At 36.1% G+C, this 21,795-nt stretch carries 16 protein-coding genes, 1 tRNA gene and 1 pseudogene; 10 read left to right on the top strand and 8 right to left on the bottom strand.

Translation table 11 applies throughout. The features are described 5' to 3' along the window. Window positions 1–19 precede the first annotated feature (19 nt). The 3 genes from tnaA (at window position 20) to L0B53_RS06010 (ending at window position 6,454) form a co-directional block, all read left to right on the top strand. The gene (gene tnaA / locus L0B53_RS06020) at window positions 20–1,438 is read left to right on the top strand and encodes a tryptophanase (RefSeq protein WP_235061244.1); all 1,419 of its coding nucleotides are present in this window, start codon (window positions 20–22) and stop codon (window positions 1,436–1,438) included. 388 nt (window positions 1,439–1,826) lie between these two features. After that, the gene (locus tag L0B53_RS06015; protein WP_235061241.1) at window positions 1,827–3,044 is read left to right on the top strand and encodes an aromatic amino acid transporter; all 1,218 of its coding nucleotides are present in this window, start codon (window positions 1,827–1,829) and stop codon (window positions 3,042–3,044) included. 2,174 nt (window positions 3,045–5,218) lie between these two features. After that, window positions 5,219–6,454, top strand: a complete 1,236-nt coding sequence (locus tag L0B53_RS06010) for a site-specific integrase (protein WP_235061239.1) — start codon at window positions 5,219–5,221, stop codon at window positions 6,452–6,454. Window positions 6,455–6,723: 269 nt separating this feature from the next. On the opposite strand, the gene L0B53_RS06005 is transcribed toward L0B53_RS06010, so the two are convergent. Beyond that, a complete protein-coding gene (locus L0B53_RS06005) occupies window positions 6,724–7,344 on the bottom strand; it encodes a hypothetical protein (protein ID WP_235061238.1) in 621 nt (206 codons plus the stop codon). A gap of 185 nt (window positions 7,345–7,529) precedes the next feature. On the opposite strand from L0B53_RS06005, the pseudogene L0B53_RS19500 reads away from it, so the two are divergent. The 6 genes and pseudogenes from L0B53_RS19500 to L0B53_RS05980 all read left to right on the top strand — a co-directional run. Next, window positions 7,530–7,688: pseudogene (locus L0B53_RS19500) on the top strand (tyrosine-type recombinase/integrase); the annotation flags it as partial. Between the two features lie 250 nt (window positions 7,689–7,938). Next, window positions 7,939–8,919 carry a hypothetical protein gene (locus tag L0B53_RS06000; protein WP_235061237.1) on the top strand — a complete coding sequence of 327 codons (981 nt, stop codon included), beginning with the start codon at window positions 7,939–7,941 and terminating at the stop codon, window positions 8,917–8,919. A 113-nt stretch (window positions 8,920–9,032) separates the two neighbouring features. Next, complete coding sequence (locus L0B53_RS05995) at window positions 9,033–9,932, top strand: hypothetical protein (RefSeq protein WP_235061236.1); 900 nt, start codon at window positions 9,033–9,035, stop codon at window positions 9,930–9,932. A 71-nt stretch (window positions 9,933–10,003) separates the two neighbouring features. Next, window positions 10,004–10,213 carry an AlpA family transcriptional regulator gene (locus L0B53_RS05990; RefSeq protein ID WP_235061235.1) on the top strand — a complete coding sequence of 70 codons (210 nt, stop codon included), beginning with the start codon at window positions 10,004–10,006 and terminating at the stop codon, window positions 10,211–10,213. 11 nt (window positions 10,214–10,224) lie between these two features. Then, the gene (locus L0B53_RS05985; protein WP_235061234.1) at window positions 10,225–10,485 is read left to right on the top strand and encodes a hypothetical protein; all 261 of its coding nucleotides are present in this window, start codon (window positions 10,225–10,227) and stop codon (window positions 10,483–10,485) included. Next, a complete protein-coding gene (locus L0B53_RS05980; protein WP_235061232.1) occupies window positions 10,470–12,029 on the top strand; it encodes a replication endonuclease in 1,560 nt (519 codons plus the stop codon). Before L0B53_RS05985 ends, L0B53_RS05980 begins: the two co-directional genes overlap by 16 nt. 33 nt (window positions 12,030–12,062) lie before the next feature. On the opposite strand, the gene L0B53_RS05975 is transcribed toward L0B53_RS05980, so the two are convergent. The 7 genes from L0B53_RS05975 to rpsU all read right to left on the bottom strand — a co-directional run bounded on the left by L0B53_RS05975 (window position 12,063) and on the right by rpsU (window position 20,556). Next, window positions 12,063–12,518 carry a hypothetical protein gene (locus L0B53_RS05975; protein WP_235061230.1) on the bottom strand — a complete coding sequence of 152 codons (456 nt, stop codon included), beginning with the start codon at window positions 12,516–12,518 and terminating at the stop codon, window positions 12,063–12,065. A 3-nt stretch (window positions 12,519–12,521) separates the two neighbouring features. Further along, window positions 12,522–15,506 carry an RNA-directed DNA polymerase gene (locus tag L0B53_RS05970; protein WP_235061228.1) on the bottom strand — a complete coding sequence of 995 codons (2,985 nt, stop codon included), beginning with the start codon at window positions 15,504–15,506 and terminating at the stop codon, window positions 12,522–12,524. 186 nt (window positions 15,507–15,692) lie between these two features. Next, window positions 15,693–15,768: transfer RNA gene (locus tag L0B53_RS05965), tRNA-Ile, on the bottom strand. Window positions 15,769–15,978: 210 nt separating this feature from the next. Next, window positions 15,979–17,871 (bottom strand): RNA polymerase sigma factor RpoD, encoded by a 1,893-nt coding sequence (gene rpoD / locus L0B53_RS05960; RefSeq protein ID WP_260115566.1) that lies wholly within the window; start codon window positions 17,869–17,871, stop codon window positions 15,979–15,981. Between the two features lie 58 nt (window positions 17,872–17,929). Further along, window positions 17,930–19,672, bottom strand: coding sequence for a DNA primase (gene dnaG / locus L0B53_RS05955; RefSeq protein WP_235061220.1), 1,743 nt, complete (start codon window positions 19,670–19,672; stop codon window positions 17,930–17,932). 185 nt (window positions 19,673–19,857) lie between these two features. Next, entirely contained in the window at window positions 19,858–20,301 is a 444-nt protein-coding gene (locus tag L0B53_RS05950; protein ID WP_235061218.1) for a GatB/YqeY domain-containing protein, read from the bottom strand. A gap of 39 nt (window positions 20,302–20,340) precedes the next feature. Continuing rightward, window positions 20,341–20,556, bottom strand: coding sequence for a 30S ribosomal protein S21 (gene rpsU, locus L0B53_RS05945; protein WP_235061216.1), 216 nt, complete (start codon window positions 20,554–20,556; stop codon window positions 20,341–20,343). A 181-nt stretch (window positions 20,557–20,737) separates the two neighbouring features. Here rpsU and tsaD point away from each other — a divergent pair, with 181 nt between their 5' ends. Further along, the gene (gene tsaD / locus L0B53_RS05940) at window positions 20,738–21,754 is read left to right on the top strand and encodes a tRNA (adenosine(37)-N6)-threonylcarbamoyltransferase complex transferase subunit TsaD (RefSeq protein ID WP_235061215.1); all 1,017 of its coding nucleotides are present in this window, start codon (window positions 20,738–20,740) and stop codon (window positions 21,752–21,754) included. Window positions 21,755–21,795: the final 41 nt, after the last annotated feature.

Below are 21,795 nucleotides of genomic sequence, written 5' to 3'. Positions count from 1 at the left end.
ACAGAGTGAGATTTTTATAATGGAAAACTTTAAACACCTACCTGAACCATTTCGTATCCGAGTTATTGAGCCGGTAAAACGAACAACGCGAGAATACCGTGAACAAGCGATTATAAAAGCGGGAATGAATCCATTTTTACTTGATAGTGACGATATTTTTATCGACCTTTTAACCGATAGCGGAACGGGGGCGGTAACTCAAAAGATGCAAGCGGCAATGTTTATGGGAGATGAAGCTTATAGTGGTAGTCGTAGTTACTATGCGTTGCAAAAAGCCGTTGAAGATATTTTTGGTTATCAATTAACAATTCCAACTCATCAAGGTCGAGGTGCAGAGCAGATTTACATCCCAACATTGATTGCAAAACGGGAAAAAGAGAAGGGGCTAGAACGAGATAAAATGGTGGCGTTATCAAATTACTTTTTTGATACCACCCAAGGTCACACTCAAATGAACTGCTGTGTTGCTAAGAATGTTTACACGGAAAATGCGTTTGATACTGCGATAAATGAAGACTTTAAAGGTAACTTTGATCTTGAGATATTAGAACAGGCGATTATCACCGCCGATCCTAAGAATGTTCCTTATATTGTTAGCACGATTACTTGTAACTCTTCGGGTGGTCAGCCAGTCTCTATTGCTAACCTTAAAGCGGTTTACCAAATTGCCCAACGGTACGATATTCCGGTGATTATGGATTCTGCTCGTTATGCTGAGAATGCCTACTTTATTCAACAGCGAGAAGTCGGTTATCAAGACTGGACCATTGAGCAGATCACCAAAGAGAGTTATCAATATGCTGATGGTTTAGCCATGTCTGCTAAAAAAGATGCCATGGTACAGATGGGGGGACTTCTCTGCTTCAAAGATCAGTCGATGTTTGATGTTTATACTGAGTGTCGAACTCTTTGTGTGGTGCAAGAAGGCTTTCCTACTTATGGCGGCCTAGAAGGTGGAGCAATGGAACGCTTGGCTGTGGGGCTTTATGATGGGATGAGGCAAGAGTGGTTAGCCTATCGAATTAGCCAGATTCAATACCTAGTTAATGGTTTAGAGGCGATTGGAATTATTTGCCAGCAAGCGGGTGGACATGCTGCTTTTGTTGATGCAGGCAAACTACTTCCACATATTCCTGCTGAGCAATTTCCCGCTCATGCTCTTGCGTGTGAACTTTATAAAGTTGCCGGCATTCGAGCGGTTGAGATAGGCTCTCTATTACTCGGACGAGATCCTGCTACGGGAGAGCAATACTCATCGCCAGCTGAGTTATTACGCTTAACCATTCCTCGCGCAACCTATACTCAAACTCATATGGATTTTATTATTGAAGCGTTTGAAAAGGTCAAAGAGAACACAGCTAACGTCAAAGGGCTAACATTTACCTATGAACCGTCTGTATTACGTCATTTTACGGCTCATTTAAAAGAAATTGATTAAATAATATTGTTAGAGATAAGTTCTCGATAGTATTCAAATTTTAATCGTTAGATGATTATCAGCAAGAACAATAATCGGGCAGTTTATTCTCTTCTTGATTGGAGTCGCTAGGTTGTTGGCTGTGTTCGTTCACCCTAATTATATAGAACAGCCATATGATTGGGGCGGCTCACTTGTCACCCTCTAGCAACCCCAATGACTTTAGATATAAGAGGAAGCATCTTCCTCTTAATACTGCCTACTTTCTATTATTTTTGGCACTTTTCGATCTTTTGTCGTTTTGTATCAGCTTAAATTTAAACAACATAAGAGATATCCATAGCCACTTGAGGTAGATAGCTTTAAGTAAGTCGGGGAACAGTGCCCTTATTGAGTTAAGTGAGTACTTATGGAAAAAGAACTATCTCCCTCAATTTTTGGTGGTGCTTGTATTATCGCGAGTGTCTGTGTTGGAGCTGGGATGTTGGGACTCCCTAGTGCAGGTGCTGGAGCTTGGGCTCTCTGGTCATTTTTCGCCATTACATTAACCATGATCATTATGACGTTCTCAGGCTGGATGCTTTTAGAAGTTTTCCAGCATTATAATTTAAGAGCCTCGTTTGATACCGTGACTCAAGATCTACTGGGTAAACCCATAAATCTGATCAATAACATTGCGGTCTATTTTGTCGGCGCAATTCTTCTTTATGCTTACATTACCTCCTCTGGTTTGATATTGGCTGAATTACTTGGTGTTGATCGACGATTAGCTTCAATATTGTTTGTTGCTCTATTCTCTCTCTTCGTGTGGCATTCAACACGTGCTGTTGATCGTATTGCCGTATTACTGATTATCTTTATGGTATTAAGTTTTATTTTTGGTATTTCAGGTTTGATGCTGGAAGTGAATTTAACCACACTGTTCGATTCTGCTGGGGTAGAGCAAAGTTATGCTCCTTACGTAATCGCCATGCTTCCTGTTGCGTTAACCTCATTTGGTTATCATCACTCTGTCAGTTCAATGCGCGCTTATTATCAAGATGAACACAAAGCCAGCTTAGCGATTTTATGGGGAACCGTTATCGCGTTATCCCACTATTCACTTTGGTTATTCAGTATTTTTGGTAATTTACCCAGAGTTGATTTTATCCCAGTCATTGCAGAAGGTGGCAATGTTGATGCATTGTTGAAAGCGTTAAGTGAGGTGATTGACTCTAAGTCTGTAGAAGCAGCGATTGATGCCTTCTCTATGGCGGCGATCTTGTCATCTTTTATCGGGGTAGGGTTAGGGTTGTTTGATTTTTTAGCCGACTATTTTAAGTTTGATAATAATAAGCAAGGTAGAGGTAAGAGTTGGGGGGTAACCTTTATACCTCCTTTGGTTATGTCATTGCTTTTCCCATTTGGTTTTGTTGTTGCTATTGGTTATGCCGGTGCAGTGGCAACTATTTGGACTTGTATTATTCCCGCTCTATTATTGATAAAGAGTCGACAACAACAATTTCCTAATAAAGGTTTTAAAGTTTGGGGTGGGAATGGATTAATTTACTTAGTCCTCTCTTTTGGTGTCGTGACTGCAGTTATTCATATATTAACGATTTTAAATGTAACACCTTCTTATGGGTAAGCATGAAATCAAGGTGATTATATTGATTTAGATCAATATAGTTAATAATATAAAACAAAATATATTGTATATATAAAATAAAAGCCTCGATTCATATTTGAATAGAGGCTTTTTTTAAGTTGTGAATAAAAATATTAAAAGGGTTTGTTATCAAATCAATTTATCAACTTGAAAACTTAAAGATATATTTTCTATTCTTACTTAAATGTTAATTAAAATAATGATTAATCTAGAATTGAAACTAGGCTCATGGTAAAGATTGATAGTGATGTACACACTTTAGCTGTTACGATTACGCCAAAAAGTGTTGATATAGCGCCGATTTTTGCATTTTTGTTCATGGTTAATACCTTAAGGTTAAGTTTGTTTAATATGGAATTTAATCTTTTATCGACTGTTTTTATCTATTCAGTTGATAAATCATATTTTCATATATTTGCTTACAATAATCAACGCTTATAAACTTAACAATAGACAGCTAGGTCACACTTTTAAAAACTAGATTATTTCTACCGATACCTTATTCTATTTGATTTATATGTTTGTTTTTAATTTGTTAACTTTATATTTCTCACTTGATCTCTGCTTTATGTTTTATCATTATTAGGACTTAAGTTATATTTTACGAATAAGGTTTAAAGTTAACTTAATATTTATCTGTTTAATTTTGATACTTCCGATGACGAAGTCGATATTTATAACTGAAATATGCCTTTACAACTAATAGTTACTTGGTCGCTAGCCAATAGGTATCTAATCATCCCTAAGATCAAGCTTATAGATAGTTACCATAATCTAGTTTGATACACTTAAATCCGCTCTAGTGCGTCGTAGTGGCATGTTTAGTGTAAATGAATAGTGATACCTATATGTGAGTAGTCTGTGGGTTGTTCTAGTTAAAGGAGGAGTGAGTAATTCTGTACATAGAGTTAGTATCGATTGTGCCGCATAGACACAGACCAGAAGATACAAATTATAAACAGCAGTCGATTTTCTCTCCTCATGCACTCAAAATATTTTATTTATAATGTTAAAAGAGATATTTTGAAATTTGATGTCTTAACTTGACGATGAAATGTTAAATTTCTTGACGTTGGGTCATCTGATTAACAAGGTATAAATGAGAAATCAGAATAGTAGGAAAAATAAGCAATGATGGCATCGGTTGCGGCTGTAAAAAAGACGAGTATTCTTAGTTCGTGTTGATGTAAATAAATACACTTAATTCTGAATGAATGAACGTTCATTCTTGGTTTTTTATAGTATAAATAGCTAGTTCATATTATAAGCAAGATGAATGGTCCAAAAGTCGTTATATCAGTTTTTTATAATGCGAATGTTGAATTGTAATTTTTGGTTTGGTTAGTTTGAGTTTTGAACTATTGATATTATTTTATAAACTTGAAAACATTCTAAAAAAGAGATTTATTTCTCATTTTATTAACAATTGTAATTTTATAGATAAGATTTTTTATTTTATTCATTAGATTTTCTTATGGTTTGTACGATGTTACTTTTAGATGGAGTGTAAATCCACACTAGTTACAGATCTGATTATGTTCATAATCTTCCATTGTCGATAAAAATCCGACGGCTCAGAGCTCTTTTAACATCGATGCTAAAAAGATTTTGATACTCGGATTGAATTTCCATTCAAATAGACTCTTCTATCTTCTATCTTCTATCTTCTATCTTCTTATTGATTGTTTGATTTAGTTAAAGCCTTTAATTGCTTGTATAAGCGTGGTTCGTTTGATTTTTCTTAGAGAAGGACATTATTAGAAGAAAAAGCCACTGTATCGCTCTCAGTTGGATTAAAGGAGTTGATTACGTAATATTAATATTTGAGAAGGGTGAGGGCTGTCAGTAATCTAGCAACTTCAATTACTTTGGGTATAGATGTATAGAAACGAAAAAAGCCTGATGAATCTCTTCATCAGGCTTTCTATATATGGTGGCCCCTCGCAGACTTGAACTGCGGACCAATCGATTATGAGTCTATATTTTAATGTCTTTTAATGAACAGCTATAAACAATGGTATATTAATAACACACTGTTTTGATTGGTTTTTATTTTTTATTTTTGTTTTTTATTGTTCTTTGAAGTTTGTAGTTATCTGATTGTTTTGCTATAAATATGCTATAAATGCAGCGGGGTGGAAAGATATATTATTATGGCAATAAAAAAGAAGATAACTAGCAGTGCATTAAAAGCTTTATCAGTTAGCGATAAAAGAATAAATGATACTGAGGTTTCTGGCTTTCATGCTTTGAAGTTTGAATCAGGAAAAGTTGTTTACTATGTTTACTACCGTTTAGATGGTAAGCAAGTAAATCATAAGCTTGGTTTAGCTTCTGATTTATCCCCTTCACAGGCAAGAGACTTGGCTAAAGTTAAGTTAGGCCAAGTTGCTCAAGGTAGTGATGTTCAAGAGCAAAGAAAAGAGGCAAGACAAGATAATAAAAGAAAATCATTTTTAAATTTTGACACCTTCCTTACTAAAAAGTATTTCCCTTACCTAGAAAGCCGTAACCCTAAAACATCAGCTAAAATTTTTAAACACTTACGAAGTCAATTCTCTCACCTATTACATAAAGACTTAGATCAAATTACAGCATGGGATATTGAAAAATGGAAATCTGAACGAGTAAAACTTGGTCGAGCTGCTTCAACTATTAACTACTCTATTAATACATTAAAAGGAGCTTTATCTCGTGCCGTTGATTGGGAGTTAATCGAATCCCATAATTTAAAAGCGGTCAAAGTGATTAAAGCTGATAATACTCGAATCCGATATCTTTCTTCGTTAGAAGAGAAACGTTTATTTGATGAAGTTAAATATAGAGATCAATCTATACGAGAAAAACGAGAGTCAGCAAATAAACATCGGGAAATTAGAGGTAATGTACTTTTTTCATCTTTTGATGGTGTCAGGTTTGTTGACTATGTTGAACCTATTATTATTACAGCGATCAACACAGGTTTGAGACGTGGAGAACTGCTTTCTTTGCTGTGGAGCGATATTTACTTTGAACAAAGGTACTTAAAAGTAAGGGCAACAAACTCCAAATCGAAAAAATCGAGAATTGTGCCATTAAATGACTCTGCTTTAGAGGCGTTAAGGTTGTGGAGACAACAAAACTCATATCATAAATTTGTTTTCATAGCACAAGAAGATAAACCATTAACGGATATAAAAAAGCCATGGTTGAAGCTAATTGAGAAAGCTGGCATTGATAATTTCAATTTTCATGACTTAAGGCATCACTTTGCTAGCAAGCTTGTAATGGCTGGCGTGGACTTAAATACGGTTAGAGAACTACTTGGTCATAGTGATTTGAAGATGACATTACGGTATGCCCACTTAGCGCCAGAGCATAAAGCAGCAGCCGTTAACTTAATCGGTTAACCTAATGAGTGGTTGAATATTAACCACAAGGAGGGTGGATTTAAGATGACTAAGGGATAATTTAGATGATATTGAAAGCGTATTTAGCTTAAACCATAGATAGCTGACTCACAGAAGCATTTGTGAGATTGATGATAGTAGACTTGTATTTTTATTGGTGATAATGATACTGCTTCATTAGGTAAAAAGAGTCTAAATATAGTTTAGACTCTTGGTGATAGATGCTCACGCAAAGTAACATATAGTACAAGTCGCGAGCTTTACTTATTTTATTGAAACTTCAATCGTACTTCAGCTAAGTAAGTGTTCGAATATAAATCACTGGCTTCTTGATATCTATAGCTTAACCCGAACCCTACTTTTTTATTAATATTGTAAATGAAACCAGCTTTAGCCTCATTAACATCATCATCAGCCCCAAGGTAATAGCCATAAGTTGCGTTAAGTTCTAATTTATTAATTGTTGATTTTAGACCAATATGTGGGCCATAAATAAAATCACTACTGTCGTCCTCATAAGAACTATGTTCCGCTTCAAATTTAGAGTAAACATAGCCAACTTTACCACCAAAGAATAAATCTAGATTAGAAGTCAACTCTGCTCGATAATCTAATCCCATTCTAATTAAATGTTGTTGAACATCATAGTTATCTTGATCAACAAAACTTCCTTCATAATCACCGGTAAAAATTAATTCTTTATTTAATAGTTTAGAACCCTGTACAAAAATGTCTGTTGCGTCTTCAGAGATATTATAATCTTCATGGCGAGCTTCGTAATAACCAGCAGCAAAGCTTACAAAGTTATAGTTGTTTGTTGTTGCTGAAGCTGTAGATGAGGCAAGAAGAGCAAGCAGTGAAATTGCTTTTAATGGAGTAAAACGGTTCATAGCTATAAAATCCTTTTTTATTATTAGAATAAATATTCGACGCGATTATATTGATTATTATCAAGTAGTTAAATATATATTTTTGATTTCTAATCTTTTTCTGACTTAAATGTGATTTAAGCTCTAAATTTAATCAAATGTTTGTTTTTATTGGATTATTTGTTAAAAGGTATTGTTGTGTTTCTCACAATTTAAAGCATTACTTTGCGAGTCAGTCAGTTATGACTGACATGGACTTGAATGCGGTTAGATAATTGCTTGGTCACTCAGACCTGAAAATGACTTTAAGGTATGCACACTTAGCGCCAGAACATAAAGCAGTAGCCGTTAATTTAATTGGATAATGTGACATGTGTCACGCTTTATGTTTTTTTCGCGTCCAGGTAAAAATATCGGTTTAATTGTTTGTTAACAATGATTTGCGTGTTATTTTGGAGGCTGTTTTTTGTTTAAGTTGTGTTTTGGTTGTTGACAGTTGTACTTTAAAGTACCTATTCTATTTGTGAAAACGTAAGGGGAGAGAGAACTCTCCCCTTATTGAGCACCCATACTAACCTATGCATGTTGGAGCATGCAGATAGAGAGGATTCTCCTATGATAGATCTAAATAAATATTCAGACAACTATATTTCAATGTACGATGAACTAAGTGGTATTTGGATATCTACTATGATTATGAAGACTCATGATTTTATAGAGATAACAAAAATTAATAGTGTTCAGCGATTTACTCAAGGACGCTTACAAAAAGCACTCAAAGAGCACTTAAATAAGCATTTTCCAACTCATTCTGTTGCTGCTGTAGCTATGTTACCAGATGGTGAGCTAGTTAAGGTTGATTGCCATACTAGAGCACAAGCATGGGGAGAAGGGCATCGAGATATGCCATCAACTTTGATGGTGACAGTTTTTCATATCGATGATGTGTTATTTAGTGAGCAATTATATAACGCTTTAGATAGTAGGCGCTCAGTCGAAACAACTACTGATCATGTGTATGGGTCTGCACGAGGCTCTCTTGGTTATGAACCTCAAAATTCTGGTTTATTTACAAAAAGAGGCATGAGAACAGCTTTAGAGGTTGCTATTAACAATGGTGGATCCATGAGTGATGAAACTTTTAGATCTCAGTTAAGAACTCCTGAATGCCAGCATATGGTTAGAGTTCTTGATGAATATAAGTTTAAACCGAGTTTGTTTAATGCTGGTTTCTTAGGTGCAATTATATTGTCTGTTCTGAGGGATGGTGAAACGGCGATGAAATTTTGGTTAGCTGTGGCCAATGGTGCAGGGACTAAGCAAAATGGACAGTTGGATGCAATTGAAATGGCATTTCAATTTAAGGCTGATATTGATCGTTTTAAAAGTGTTAAATCTGTATCAGGTCGCCCTAGAGATGTGCATAATGGTAGTTCTCGAGGTATTAATAATGATTACTGCTTAAGAGTATTACCTATCTATGATGCTTGGATTAAAGGCCGTGTTTATAAGCCTCATACTAACTCTGGAGGATGGACTACAAGATCTTATAAAAGTTATGAGTCAGCAGCTCATTTTTTAAGAAATAAGAAATAAACCTAATAGGTTATGTAACCATAATCATGTTAAACCTATAAAGAAAAATGATTAAACCAGGAAGCTCACTAAGTTAGTGAGCTTTTTTATTTCTATGGACTGTTATTATTTATATGAAAAGACGCTTTTTATACCTTGAAGAAATTGAACCTACAGTTGGCTTGAATCAATACGATATTCAAGATGCTGTATTACGAGGTAAGCTTAGGTTTTCAGCATTGATAAACGAGAGCTCTTTAGGGGCTTATTTTTCGGATAATAATGAAAAAAAGATAGGTGCTACTTTTGACTACAATGGCATTATTCGCTTATCTAATCAAGATTCCAAGTATTATGTTCAAAAAAATAATCCTCTAACAATCAGAACCTTTGTGATTCAAGAACCTGAAAATATCTTAAATTGGCAATCTATTACTGAGCAATTTGGGATTAATCCATTAACCAAGCTACAATTAACTCATAATAGTTCAGTTGTACCTCAAAAAGAATTCCTTGCTACTAGTAGCATTCAGTTTGGTCAAAATAATATCCAGAAGACAAAAAATCACGTTGTAAACTTCTTCTCTATGTGTAAGCAATTTGATGCGATGAGGGATGCTAAAGTTCATCCTGATTTTGTTAGGGATGATAAGGATTATGTTTATCAAGAACCACTGCATTTAAAGTGTGATCAGATTCGTATTGATATAGCTGAACTAAGAGCTGTTTTTAATATACCAAAAGCAACAAAACAATTTGTTAATGGAGATGTGGAAAGTATTGAAACTAACCCAATAATACAAATTATTGAGAGAGTCTTAATTTCATATCCTGATATCAATGCACCTAAGGCTTGGAATCTCCTTCGTAAAGACTTTAATTTTCAAGCCAAAGAGCTTGATATCGACTTAGTGATTTATGACATGAATGCTGATTTTATTACTTATTTTGGTTCTGGTGATGCAGTTATAACGCAAAAGAAATCAACGTTTTCTAACCATATTAGTAGGATAAGAAAAAAGCTTAATAGCTAGCTTCATAGTGAGCCTCATAGTAGGGTTTCATAGTGTTTAATACTCTCATTAGTCAACAATAGAGTATTACTATGCAAAGTAAACGAGCGTTAACAGAACAAGAAACCTCTACATATATCGGGATGAGCCGTTCTTTTCTTCGTCAATCCAGAATGGAAGGTAATAGAAAGAATCGAACGGTTGCTCCTCCATTCATTAAGATTGGTCGAGCAGTTAGGTATCTAAGAGAAGATTTAGATCTTTGGTTAGATAACCAAGCTAAGTTAACTCATTTGGGCTAGGAGGGCTTTAAATGAAGTTAACTAAAGATCAAAAAGCCTTAATGACTTGGTTTAATGAAAACAATACTGTTTCTCTCTATTCCGACTATTTTCCTAAAGATATAAAACTTACAACATCTAGTCGATCACCTATTCGAATATTTAAACCAACTATACAGAAGCTCTATAAATTAGGGCTTATTCAATATATGGCTATCTGTGATTATGGTATTCGGTGGGATCAGTTCTCTATATCAGCAAAAGGGCGGGAGTTGGTATGGAAGGGGTTATAAGTTCTGTTATCTGCCTCGATTCTATTGATAGGGATGATCAAAGCTTTGTCTTTAAATATTTAAAACCATTTCCGTTTAAGATCCAATCACTGCTACTTAATGAGTATTTAAGTAAGCATTCTAAGTTTGAGCGTAACTCTTTTTTGAGAGTGACAGTTAAAAATCTGACTGAGAAGTTATCTATTCCACTTAGGAATTTAGAGCTAAACCTACATGAAGATGATTTAAGAGAGAAAGCAAAAAATATTGCAAAGCAGTGTTTGAAGTTAAGAGAGATGTACTTAATAGACTCTATTGCTGTTGATAATATTCGTTTGATTCTTAAGGATCATGGTATCAGCTCAGTTGAAGATGTTTACTCTCTAGAAGGGGAGTTAGCAAGATACTGTGATCCTAAGTGGTGGTTAAGGCGATTAAGAAAATCTATGCGAAAAAATATCGAGATAGTTCTTCATCACTTAAACCAAGTAAATAAAAAGAAGAGTCTATATTGCTCAAATATCACACTTCAAGCTCGTATACGACAAAAGCAATATCAAGAACAGTACTTAGAAAATACCATTGCAACTAATCAGGATGGAGATAGCTTTACTTTATTAGAGCTATCCCAGAAAGGTGTGTCAGATCCCACAATAAGAAAGGGGGAGCTTATGATGCGAGCTAGAGGATTTGAAGATCTAGCTAAAGAGTTAGGGCATGAAGCTACCTTTTTAACTTTTACCTGTCCTTCAAAATATCATCGCAGTTATGCAAAGTCTGGTGATGTAAACCATAAATGGGGAGGATATACGCCACTAGATGGGCAGAAATATCTTAATAAGCAATGGCAATTAATTCGGGCTACATTAAATCGTCTTGATATTCGATTTTATGGTTTTCGTGTTGTTGAGCCTCAGCATGATGGAACTCCTCACTGGCACTTACTTCTTTTTGTTGAGAAAGAGCATTATGAAGAAATGGTATCAATAATGAGAGAGTACATTATGAAGGAAGATAGAGAGGAAAAAGGAGCTGAACAACACCGCTTTACTGAGGTGAAAATAGATCCTGCTAAAGGGTCTGCAACTGGTTATATTGCGAAATATATATCAAAAAATATTGATGGTAGTGATTTAGATACAGGTATTTATGGTGAAGACCCAACTGAAGCTGCTGCAAGAGTTGATGCTTGGGCATCATGTTGGGGGATTCGACAGTTTCAGCAATTAGGTGGTTGTTCGGTAACAGTATGGCGAGAGTTAAGACGCTTACAAAGTGCAATTAAGTTGCCAGAAAAGGCTAAGAAAATTTTCAAATCAGCAGATACAGGTAATTGGAAAGAATATTTACAACTTATGGGAGGGGTTTTCTGTGGAAGAAAAGATCAAGCGATTCAGCCTTATTATGAATGGGCTTACGATGCTGACACTGGTGTTATTAAAAGTGGTCAATATAGTGAAAATGAACTGGTTAAGACTTTAAAAGGGGTTTCTGCTTTTGGAAAAAACATCGAAACAAGGGTGAACAACTGGACACTAGAATCCAAGCTAAAGTTTGCTTTTTAACTTGGAGTTCTGTGAATAAGTGTATTTATCAGATTAGTTGATGGATTTTTTAATAAATTCTTTAAACTTTTTATCCCATTGATCTTCTTTCAATGAACTAGAACTTTTGATTGCTACTTTATGATATTGCAATTGATTTTCTAATGTTTTCAGCCACTGTGGATCACTTTTTTTTATTAAATAGACCTGCTCAAAACTATACAAGGTAGTATTAACGAACCATCGATACTGCTTGTAATCAGATGTCTTATATGGAGGTTTCTTCATGCCTTCTGCAAATTTGGGGTGTTGAACACAAAGTTCTAAATAACTTTGATAAATAGTCATAGCACTTTGATTCTGACTTTTTTTTAGTTGGTCGTAAGCAACTCCAACTGCAATAGCTGTAATTATTACTCCTGCTATTGTCATTCCTGTAGCTATACTTTCCCAAAAAGTAGGATCGAATATTGGTAATACTGATGTATTGAAGCAAATATCTGAGCTCATAACTTAATCTATGATTCCTCTTTCTTGTGATACTTCAAAACCAATTGGTTTTGGTTTAAATATGGTTTCAGTTTCAATATTATTGATGTCTCTGTGAAACTGTTTTAATGGAATAGTATCTAACTTAGCTATTACAAAATAATTTTGAATCCCACCTTTTAGTCGAACTGAGTCTCTTTGATATGTCTTTCGCATGGGGGTTCTAATTCGGCTATCTCCATATTCTCGATTATTAACATGGATAATGTTTGTATGAATGTCATGAGCAGCACTTTCTATTAAAAAACTAAATGTTTCTATATCTTGGTTCCATGATAAAACAAACAAAGAGTCTACTTTACCTTGATAATGAACTCTATTTATTGGATTTGTTAGATCGCTACAAATAATTAATCCAAAAAAATGATGACCATGTTTGTATATTGGATGAGTTTCTATAGGTAATGATGGTTTATATAGTTTTTTTTGTGCTTTTTCTAATTCAATAGCTTCCTTATGTGCTGGCATGCATTTATGTTGGGTAAAAGTAAAGTGAGAATTATAACCAGGCCAGTTTGTTGCAAGAGAAACTAAGCTGGCATTATGTACAACAAAATTATTTTTTTGATAGATCTCTAATCCACAAATTAAAGAAATATTATGATTTGATAAGTTTTTAGCTAGATTGAAGGCCCAGCGTCGAGGTATTGAGCACTCAGGAAAAACGACATAATCAATCTTTACCTTTTTTTCTGACTTTTCTTTTAATATTTTATTAATTAATGAATTTATTTCTTCAAAGCGCTCTATTGATCTATCAGGTAATCTTAATAATGCATTCCTATACTGATCATCTGTTACTTGAAAATTTGTTAATGCAATATGGATACATCCAGAATTATTATTAGGAATGTTAATTAATGGATCTTTATTCTGACTATAGCCTATTGGATTATGTTTCCAAACTCTAGCTCCTCGAAGAGCCATTATATAAGTGGGTAGTTTACCGTCTTTCTCCAATGCTAATGAACAGCTTTCAGCTATTTGTGGAACAGTTAATGGTCTTGTTGGGAATGCAAAAGCTTTCCAATTATGATCAACTTTTTTAGCATCAATGAGAAAGCTCTGTATTGCCGTTAATCTTAATGTATCGATAATATTGTGAGGTAAGTTTAATCGATATGGCGATGTATTTTCTTTTTGAGCTTGTTTAAACCATGTTTCTTTATAAGGGCTATAACCAAGGTCAGAATTTTTTAGTAAGGTTCTGATTTTATCTATTAGTTCTTTTTTTAGTACGGTCTTTTTATCAATCAGTTCGCTAGAGATGATACCGATGTTTCTTTGCAGGTGTACTGTTTCAGTGTAATTATTCTTGGTTAAGGATGATGTAAGAGCGGCTTCTAAGTGGGCATTTTTTAAGTAATACTTAAACTTGATAAATTTATTTTTATTATGGCCATTCATCATTGTTGTATTTTGAATTAGGGTTAAAGCTCTCTTCAAATTATAGATAAATGCTTGTGCTTCACTGTAGTCATTATTCCTAATCATTACACTATATACTTTGGGTAAATGCATATAGAAATCAAAAACACCTTGAGGTATGAGTAAGTACTTATTGATAAATTTATAGAACTCATATCTAGCTTTTTGCCATGCTTTTTTATTTAGATTCAATGTATATGTATCAATACACCTTAGTAAAAGAGAGAAATTGAACCTTTTCAATGATGTTGAATCAGCTTCTCGTAAAGCATCTGTGATGAGAATTGAGCTGTCAGATAATAAGTGTGTTTTTTTGGCCATTGATATAGCTGTTTTAGGAATTTCAGGTTGCAACCTAAATTCACTAGAATTAGCTTTTAGTGTTTCTTCTATTTGATTTACTAGCTCTAGTCCATGTTCTGAAGATAATGTGAAAATTTTTTGTTTCTCTGTTCTGAAGAAAAGGTCAGAATCTTGAGTATATGGGAATGAAATTTGTAGTTTTGTCCTTTCTTTGTTGAAGTGCATCGATGGTATTTTTTTTCTTATTTGAGACAATGCTTCTCCAGCACTTTTGTTTACGACATTACCTTTTTGTTCGAATACAATGAAAATATCATCGACATACCTTCCGTAGTAAGCAGGCTTAAATTGATTGTTAACTTGATTGTCAAATTCAAATAATACTATATTTGATATTACTTTTGATGCGGATAATCCTATAGGCAGAGCTCCTTGCTGTCTTTCTTGAAAGTCAGGAGTTGTTCTATACCAGTGTTCAATAGAATCAATGAATTTTTTCGTAAAACTGCTTTCTTCTGAAGTCAATGATACATCAATTTTCTTTAGAAAAGTCTTATGTAGAATGAATGTAGGAGATGTATTGTGATAAAAGCGAGTAAGATCCATTGTAATCGCAGTAACATTTTTTTTGTTAGATAACAGCTTTTTCATGGCATTAATACCATTTTGTTGCCATTTCTGATAGTTTTGAAAATATGGTTCAAATAGCCCTAGAGAGTCTAAATTAATAGCATATTTACCACTTTTTTGTGATTTTATTTTCTTTAATTTATTACCATATGTTGTTGAGTGATTGAGCTTTAGTTCAAATTTATAGCCAACTTTTATAATCCAAAGTGCAGATATTATCTGGTAGTTTACAGTGGCAGCAATAATCAACCTATATTCAGCATCTAGTTTTTTCCGTGATTTCGCGTATTGATTTTCCCAATCAGACATTGGGGATGAGGTATAAAAGTGTGATTGAGATATATCACCCCACTTATCTAATTTAATGCATTTAGGTACATATAAATATTTACCAATAAATTTAGAATCACTCCACCAATTGTCATCTTTATTGGTAATTCTATCAAAAAGGGATTGTAGGTTTTTTTCTAAAGCTTGCTCATAAATCGCGTACTTTATTGAATCATGATTCATTTTGTCATAAAAACTATCTTGTTTAGCTTTTCTATATGCGATATACAAATCATCCAATGAAATCATGTTATCCATAAATATTGATCAAACCTTTAAGTTGATAATAAATTAAAATTTAATCATATAGGAACATTTATATCAGTGTTGTAATTTACTTAAATTATGTGAGAAAGGTATAAAAGTTCAATTGCTATAAATATGCTATAAATACAGAAATGAAAAAAGGCGTCAGAAGAGAAACTCTTCTAACGCCTTGATATATGGTGGCCCCTCGCAGACTTGAACTGCGGACCAATCGATTATGAGTCGACTGCTCTGACCACTGAGCTAAGGGGCCATATATGGTCATAGATTATAGGGGATGAGATCTTGCTTGTCTACTATAAAAATCGCATCTATCGTTTACTTTTTATGCACTTATGGCTGTTTATATAAAAAAAGTGAATCGAGATTAAAATAATCGCAATAAAAATTGATATCATTGAAAAATAGGTAAAAAAAAACGAGCATTAAGCCCGTTTTTTATCGCCATTTAGTAGAGTAATTATTACTCGTCTAAGAAGCTACGTAGTACTTCAGAGCGGCTTGGGTGACGTAGTTTACGTAACGCCTTCGCTTCAATCTGACGGATACGCTCACGAGTAACGTCAAACTGCTTGCCCACTTCTTCTAACGTGTGGTCGGTATTCATATCGATACCAAAACGCATACGTAATACTTTCGCTTCACGAGGCGTTAAACCAGCAAGAACGTCATTGGTTGCCATTCTTAAGCTTGTCGCAGTTGCCGCATCGATTGGAAGATCCAGTGTTGTATCTTCAATAAAGTCACCTAGATGTGAATCTTCATCATCACCAATTGGCGTCTCCATTGAAATCGGTTCTTTTGCAATCTTTAAGACTTTACGGATCTTATCTTCTGGCATTAACATTCTTTCCGCAAGCTCTTCTGGAAGAGGCTCGCGACCCATCTCTTGCAACATCTGGCGAGAGATACGGTTTAGTTTGTTAATGGTCTCGATCATATGTACAGGGATACGGATCGTACGTGCTTGGTCGGCAATTGAACGTGTAATTGCCTGACGGATCCACCATGTAGCATAAGTTGAGAACTTATAACCACGACGATATTCAAACTTATCAACCGCTTTCATTAGACCGATGTTACCCTCTTGGATAAGATCTAAGAACTGTAAACCACGGTTGGTGTATTTTTTCGCGATTGAGATAACAAGACGTAAGTTTGCTTCAACCATCTCTTTTTTCGCACGACGAGCTTTTGCTTCACCGATAGACATGCGACGGTTGATATCTTTGATACGCTCAATAGGTAGACCAGTTTCTTCTTCGATCTGCTTTAATTTAGCGATACTACGTTTGATATCATCTTCAAATGTTGACATCTTATCAACAAATGGTTTGCCAGTTGCAACAGCAGCTTCATACCAATCTTCTGACGACTCATTACCTGCAAATAGGGTAACAAATGTTTTCTTTGGCATTTTACTGTGGTCGACACACATACGCATGATAAGACGTTCTTGAGTACGAACGCGATCCATCATAGTACGCATTGAACCAACAAGGTGGTCAAACTGTTTTGGAATTAGACGGAACTGTTTGAATACTTCTGCAAGTTCGGCAACTTTAGTTTCTGATTCTGGTGCAAAACGACCATTTTCAGAGATACTCAGTTGCATTTGATCATAAGCCGTACGAAGCTCTAAGAACTTTTCACGTGCTAATTCTGGATCAATTGAACCATCATCTTCTTCTTCGTCATCTTCACCATCTTCAAGATCACTATCTTCATCTTTAAGCTCTTCTTCGCTTAATTCAGAACCGATATGAGTTGCTGTTGGTGCGGTTGTCTCGTCCGAGTTAGGATCAACAAAACCTGAGATGATATCGGTAAGACGAGCTTCTTCAATTTCGACTTTATCAAATTGTTCTAGTAGGTGATAAATTGCACCTGGGTATTCTGCCACTGAGCACTGAACTTGGTTAATACCATCTTCAATGCGTTTCGCGATATCAATTTCGCCTTCGCGAGTAAGTAGCTCAACTGTTCCCATTTCACGCATATACATACGTACTGGGTCAGTTGTGCGACCAATTTCAGATTCAACGCTAGAAAGGGCTTGAGCTGCTGCTTCGGCTGCATCTTCATCTGCAACGCCTTCTGACATCATTAGATCATCGGCATCCGGTGCCTGTTCAACGACTTGGATACCCATGTCATTGATCATCTGAATGATGTCTTCTATTTGATCTGAATCTACGATGTCATCGGGTAAATGGTCGTTAACTTCAGCGAAGGTCAGATAGCCTTGCTCTTTACCTTTAGCTACAAGTAATTTGAGCTGCGACTGAGGATTTTGCTCCATAGACGATATCCAACTTCTGGTCTGGGTGAGGAATTTAGTATGCTGAAAACGCAAACCGCCAATAATAACAAATATTTCGCTTGCTGACTATATTTTAGTCGCGTCAGGTATTTTAGTCGAGATTGTTCAGTATTAGTAACTGTAACTCTCGCTTTTCTTCGGTTGATAAACCGACAGTTCTCTCTTTCGCTTGCAGCTGTGCTATCTGTTTTTCGACGCACTGGGCATAAACTTTGTCCAATGAGTCTGCAAATACTTCTGTAATATTACTCTTATTGATCAGCAAATCCCAGGCGGCTAATTTAGCGATTAGCGGCTCGTGAGAATCATCGCGCCAATACTCTAGGAGCTGACCTGTAGTAATATTGGGATGTTGGTGACACTTTTCAACTAGTGACGTTAATAATTGTATACCAGGAAAGTCTATTGTTATTAGTTCTTGAGGATCTAAATACTGACTTAATTCTGGGTTTTGTATCAATAATGCGATAACTTGACGCATCGGTGTTTTCTTTATTTCTGTCTTTTTAGGCAGTTGGCGCTGATTTGATGGTTGCTTATTAATTAATCGTTGTAACTGACTTTCATCAGGTAACCCTAATTTTTTTCCTAACATATCGCGCAAATAAAGTCTTAAAGTTCCACCGGGCACTTTATCGATCAAAGGAACAGCAAGCGTAGTTAACTTTGCTTGACCTTCTAAAGATGAGCTATCCACTTGTGTCATTAAACTATTAAAGAGAAATGTGGACAGTGGCATCGCACTACTGACTTGTTCTTCAAAGCTCGGTTTACCGTGTTGACGAATGTAACTGTCAGGATCTTCACCATCAGGTAAAAACATAAACTTCAGTTGTTTACCATCTTGTAGATAAGGTAGTGCATTTTCCATTGCACGCCATGCTGCTTCTCGTCCAGCTCTATCACCATCGTAACAACAAATAATAGTACTTGTTTGACGAAATAGTAACTGGATATGGTCACCCGTTGTCGATGTTCCCAATGATGCAACAGCATAATCAACGCCGAATTGATCGAGGGCGACAACATCCATATAACCTTCAACCACCAATAATTTTTCAGGTTCACGGCTAACTTGAAGGGCTTCATAAAGACCGTAAAGCTCTTTACCTTTATGGAAAACAGGGGTTTCTGGTGAGTTGAGATACTTTGGCGTTCCATCTCCAATGACACGACCACCAAACGCAATAACTCGTCCACGACGATCTCGGATCGGAAACATCACTCGACCACGGAAGCGGTCATAACGACGTCCTTGATCGTTTTCAATCAGTAAACCAGTATCAATGAGAGATTTTTGATTATCAGGAGTGGTACCAAATTTTGACAGTACCGTATCCCAACGATCAGCAATATAGCCAATGTTAAATTTATCAATACTACTCTGAGCCAGATCGCGCTCCGCTAAGTATTGTTGAGCGATTTGAGCGGCGGGTTGCTGAAGTTGTTGATGATAAAAATGGCTGACATCGCCTAATAACTGGTAAAGATCGCGTTTCTCTTGTGCTTTTGGTCCGCTATAACTGCCACCAGCTTCTCTTGGTACTTCAAGTCCAAGGGTATTTGCTATCTCTTCTACCGCCTCAACAAACTCAAGACGATCAAATTCCATAATAAAATCGAGAGCATTTCCGTGTACGCCACAACCAAAACAGTGATAAAACTGCTTCTCTTGGCTAACACTAAAAGAGGGGGTTTTTTCATTATGGAAAGGGCAGCAAGCACCAAAGTTTTTACCCTGTTTTTTTAGCTTAACTCGCGAATCTATTAGTTCAACGATATCGATTCTGGCAATAATATCATTGATAAATGTGCGAGGAATACGTCCTGCCATAATGGGGTTACCTACTATAAAGTGGTGATTAAAATGGAGGTGGTTATTTGATATCAATTACTTGATATTTAAGCTAAAAATGGATCTTTTTTATCTAAAAAAAGCGCTAGAAAAGCTTTTGTATAGATACAAACAAGCCGCGCATTCCAAAAAGGATAGCACGGCTTGTCGGCAGATGGATTAAGTTAGCCTAAATTAGCTTTTACAAGCTGACTAACTTTACCCATATCGGCACGGCCTTGAATCTTAGGCTTTAAGACGCCCATGATTTTACCCATGTCCTGCATTCCATTAGCTCCTGTTGAAGATATTGCATCTGCAATCAACTGGCTAACTTCTTCGTCAGTCAGTGCTTGAGGCAAGAATTCTTCAACAACAACAATTTCTGCTTTCTCAACATCGGCCAAATCATCACGACCTGCGGCAGTAAACTGCTCAACAGAATCACGACGTTGCTTAACCATCTTGGTTAAAACAGCAATAATCTCATCGTCAGAAAGGGTCTTTTGACCATCAACTTCTAACTGTTTGATTGCTGCTAACGCAAGACGAATTGTGCCAAGACGAGGTTTATCCTTCGCCTTCATTGCCGTTTTTTGTTCGTCTTTAAGACGCTCGATCAAAGCCATATCACGTTCTCTACTTTTAAAATTCTGAAAAATCAGAAATTAGTATAGACGTACGCGACGTGCGTTTTCGCGAGCTAATTTCTTTAGGTGACGCTTAACAGCGGCAGCTTTAGAGCGCTTACGTACTGTAGTTGGCTTCTCGTAGTGCTCACGACGACGAACTTCAGATAAGATACCTGCTTTCTCGCATGAACGTTTGAAGCGACGTAGCGCTACGTCAAATGGTTCGTTTTCACGTACTTTAATTACTGGCATGTGCCTTTCACCTCAGGGGTTGTTCGGTTAGTGCTGACGATCTAGTAGCCAGCTTGACTAAAAATGGTGCGGAATTTTAATCTGAATTAGGGGTATTTGTAAAGCTTTGTTGTAATCGAACTGGTTAATTTTTGTTTGTAGCGTTAATATTGGGGCAATTAATGCATATATTGAGGCGGTCATGCGAATTTTAGGCATCGAGACATCGTGCGATGAAACAGGTATTGCAATCTATGATGATGAACAAGGTTTATTGTCTCATCAACTTTACAGTCAGGTCAAACTTCATGCAGATTATGGTGGTGTTGTTCCTGAATTAGCATCAAGGGATCATGTTAAAAAAACCATTCCATTGATAAAAGAAACCTTAGCGGATGCGGGTTTAACTTCAGATGATATCGATGGTATTGCGTATACAGCGGGACCGGGTTTAATTGGAGCTCTTCTTGTTGGGGCGACGATTGGCCGTAGTTTAGCGTATGCATGGAATATTCCAGCGGTTGCTGTTCATCATATGGAAGGACACCTTTTAGCGCCCATGTTGGAAGAGACACCACCTGAATTTCCTTTTGTTGCATTGTTAGTTTCTGGTGGTCATACCATGTTGGTTCAAGTCAATCATATTGGCGATTATCAAATTTTAGGTGAGTCTGTCGACGATGCGGCAGGTGAAGCCTTCGATAAAACCGCAAAAATGTTGGGCTTAGACTACCCAGGAGGCCCTAGGTTATCAAAACTAGCTGAACAAGGTACTGCTGGTCGTTTTAAGTTCCCTCGTCCAATGACGGACCGCCCAGGGCTTGATTTTAGTTTTTCTGGTCTAAAAACATTTGCGGCCAATACAATTCGAGCAAATGATGATGATGATCAAACTCAAGCGGATATCGCTTTTGCTTTCCAGGAGGCTGTAGCAGACACATTAGCGATTAAGTGTCGTAGAGCATTAAAGCAGACAGGAATGAAGCGTCTGGTGGTTGCAGGGGGCGTGAGCGCGAACAAATACTTACGACAACAACTTGAAGCGATGACAACAAAATTAGGCGGTGCAGTTTTCTACCCGAGAACTGAGTTTTGTACCGATAATGGTGCGATGATTGCCTATGCTGGAATGCAACGTCTGAAAAATAGTGAAGTGACGGACTTAGCTGTAAAAGCATACCCACGTTGGCCGATTGATCAACTACAACCAATTAAATAACTATTTTAGAAGTTATTACTTGTATTTAAAAGAAAAAGAGG

Source organism: Vibrio sp. SS-MA-C1-2 (assembly GCF_021513135.1).
Lineage (GTDB): Bacteria > Pseudomonadota > Gammaproteobacteria > Enterobacterales > Vibrionaceae.
The sequence above is the reverse complement of the archived record's forward strand: the minus strand, read 5'-3'. Positions and strand labels throughout refer to the sequence as shown.

Coding starts and splice junctions, on each gene's coding strand:
- L0B53_RS05985 (WP_235061234.1), top strand. CDS start 10,225: ATGAAGTTAACTAAAGATCAAAAAGCCTTAATGACTTGGTTTAATGAA.
- L0B53_RS05975 (WP_235061230.1), bottom strand. CDS start 12,518: ATGAGCTCAGATATTTGCTTCAATACATCAGTATTACCAATATTCGAT.
- L0B53_RS05970 (WP_235061228.1), bottom strand. CDS start 15,506: ATGGATAACATGATTTCATTGGATGATTTGTATATCGCATATAGAAAA.
- rpsU (WP_235061216.1), bottom strand. CDS start 20,556: ATGCCAGTAATTAAAGTACGTGAAAACGAACCATTTGACGTAGCGCTA.
- L0B53_RS06000 (WP_235061237.1), top strand. CDS start 7,939: ATGATAGATCTAAATAAATATTCAGACAACTATATTTCAATGTACGAT.
- L0B53_RS05950 (WP_235061218.1), bottom strand. CDS start 20,301: ATGGCTTTGATCGAGCGTCTTAAAGACGAACAAAAAACGGCAATGAAG.
- L0B53_RS06010 (WP_235061239.1), top strand. CDS start 5,219: ATGGCAATAAAAAAGAAGATAACTAGCAGTGCATTAAAAGCTTTATCA.
- L0B53_RS06015 (WP_235061241.1), top strand. CDS start 1,827: ATGGAAAAAGAACTATCTCCCTCAATTTTTGGTGGTGCTTGTATTATC.
- L0B53_RS05995 (WP_235061236.1), top strand. CDS start 9,033: ATGAAAAGACGCTTTTTATACCTTGAAGAAATTGAACCTACAGTTGGC.
- tnaA (WP_235061244.1), top strand. CDS start 20: ATGGAAAACTTTAAACACCTACCTGAACCATTTCGTATCCGAGTTATT.
- L0B53_RS05980 (WP_235061232.1), top strand. CDS start 10,470: ATGGAAGGGGTTATAAGTTCTGTTATCTGCCTCGATTCTATTGATAGG.
- L0B53_RS06005 (WP_235061238.1), bottom strand. CDS start 7,344: ATGAACCGTTTTACTCCATTAAAAGCAATTTCACTGCTTGCTCTTCTT.
- L0B53_RS05990 (WP_235061235.1), top strand. CDS start 10,004: ATGCAAAGTAAACGAGCGTTAACAGAACAAGAAACCTCTACATATATC.
- tsaD (WP_235061215.1), top strand. CDS start 20,738: ATGCGAATTTTAGGCATCGAGACATCGTGCGATGAAACAGGTATTGCA.
- dnaG (WP_235061220.1), bottom strand. CDS start 19,672: ATGGCAGGACGTATTCCTCGCACATTTATCAATGATATTATTGCCAGA.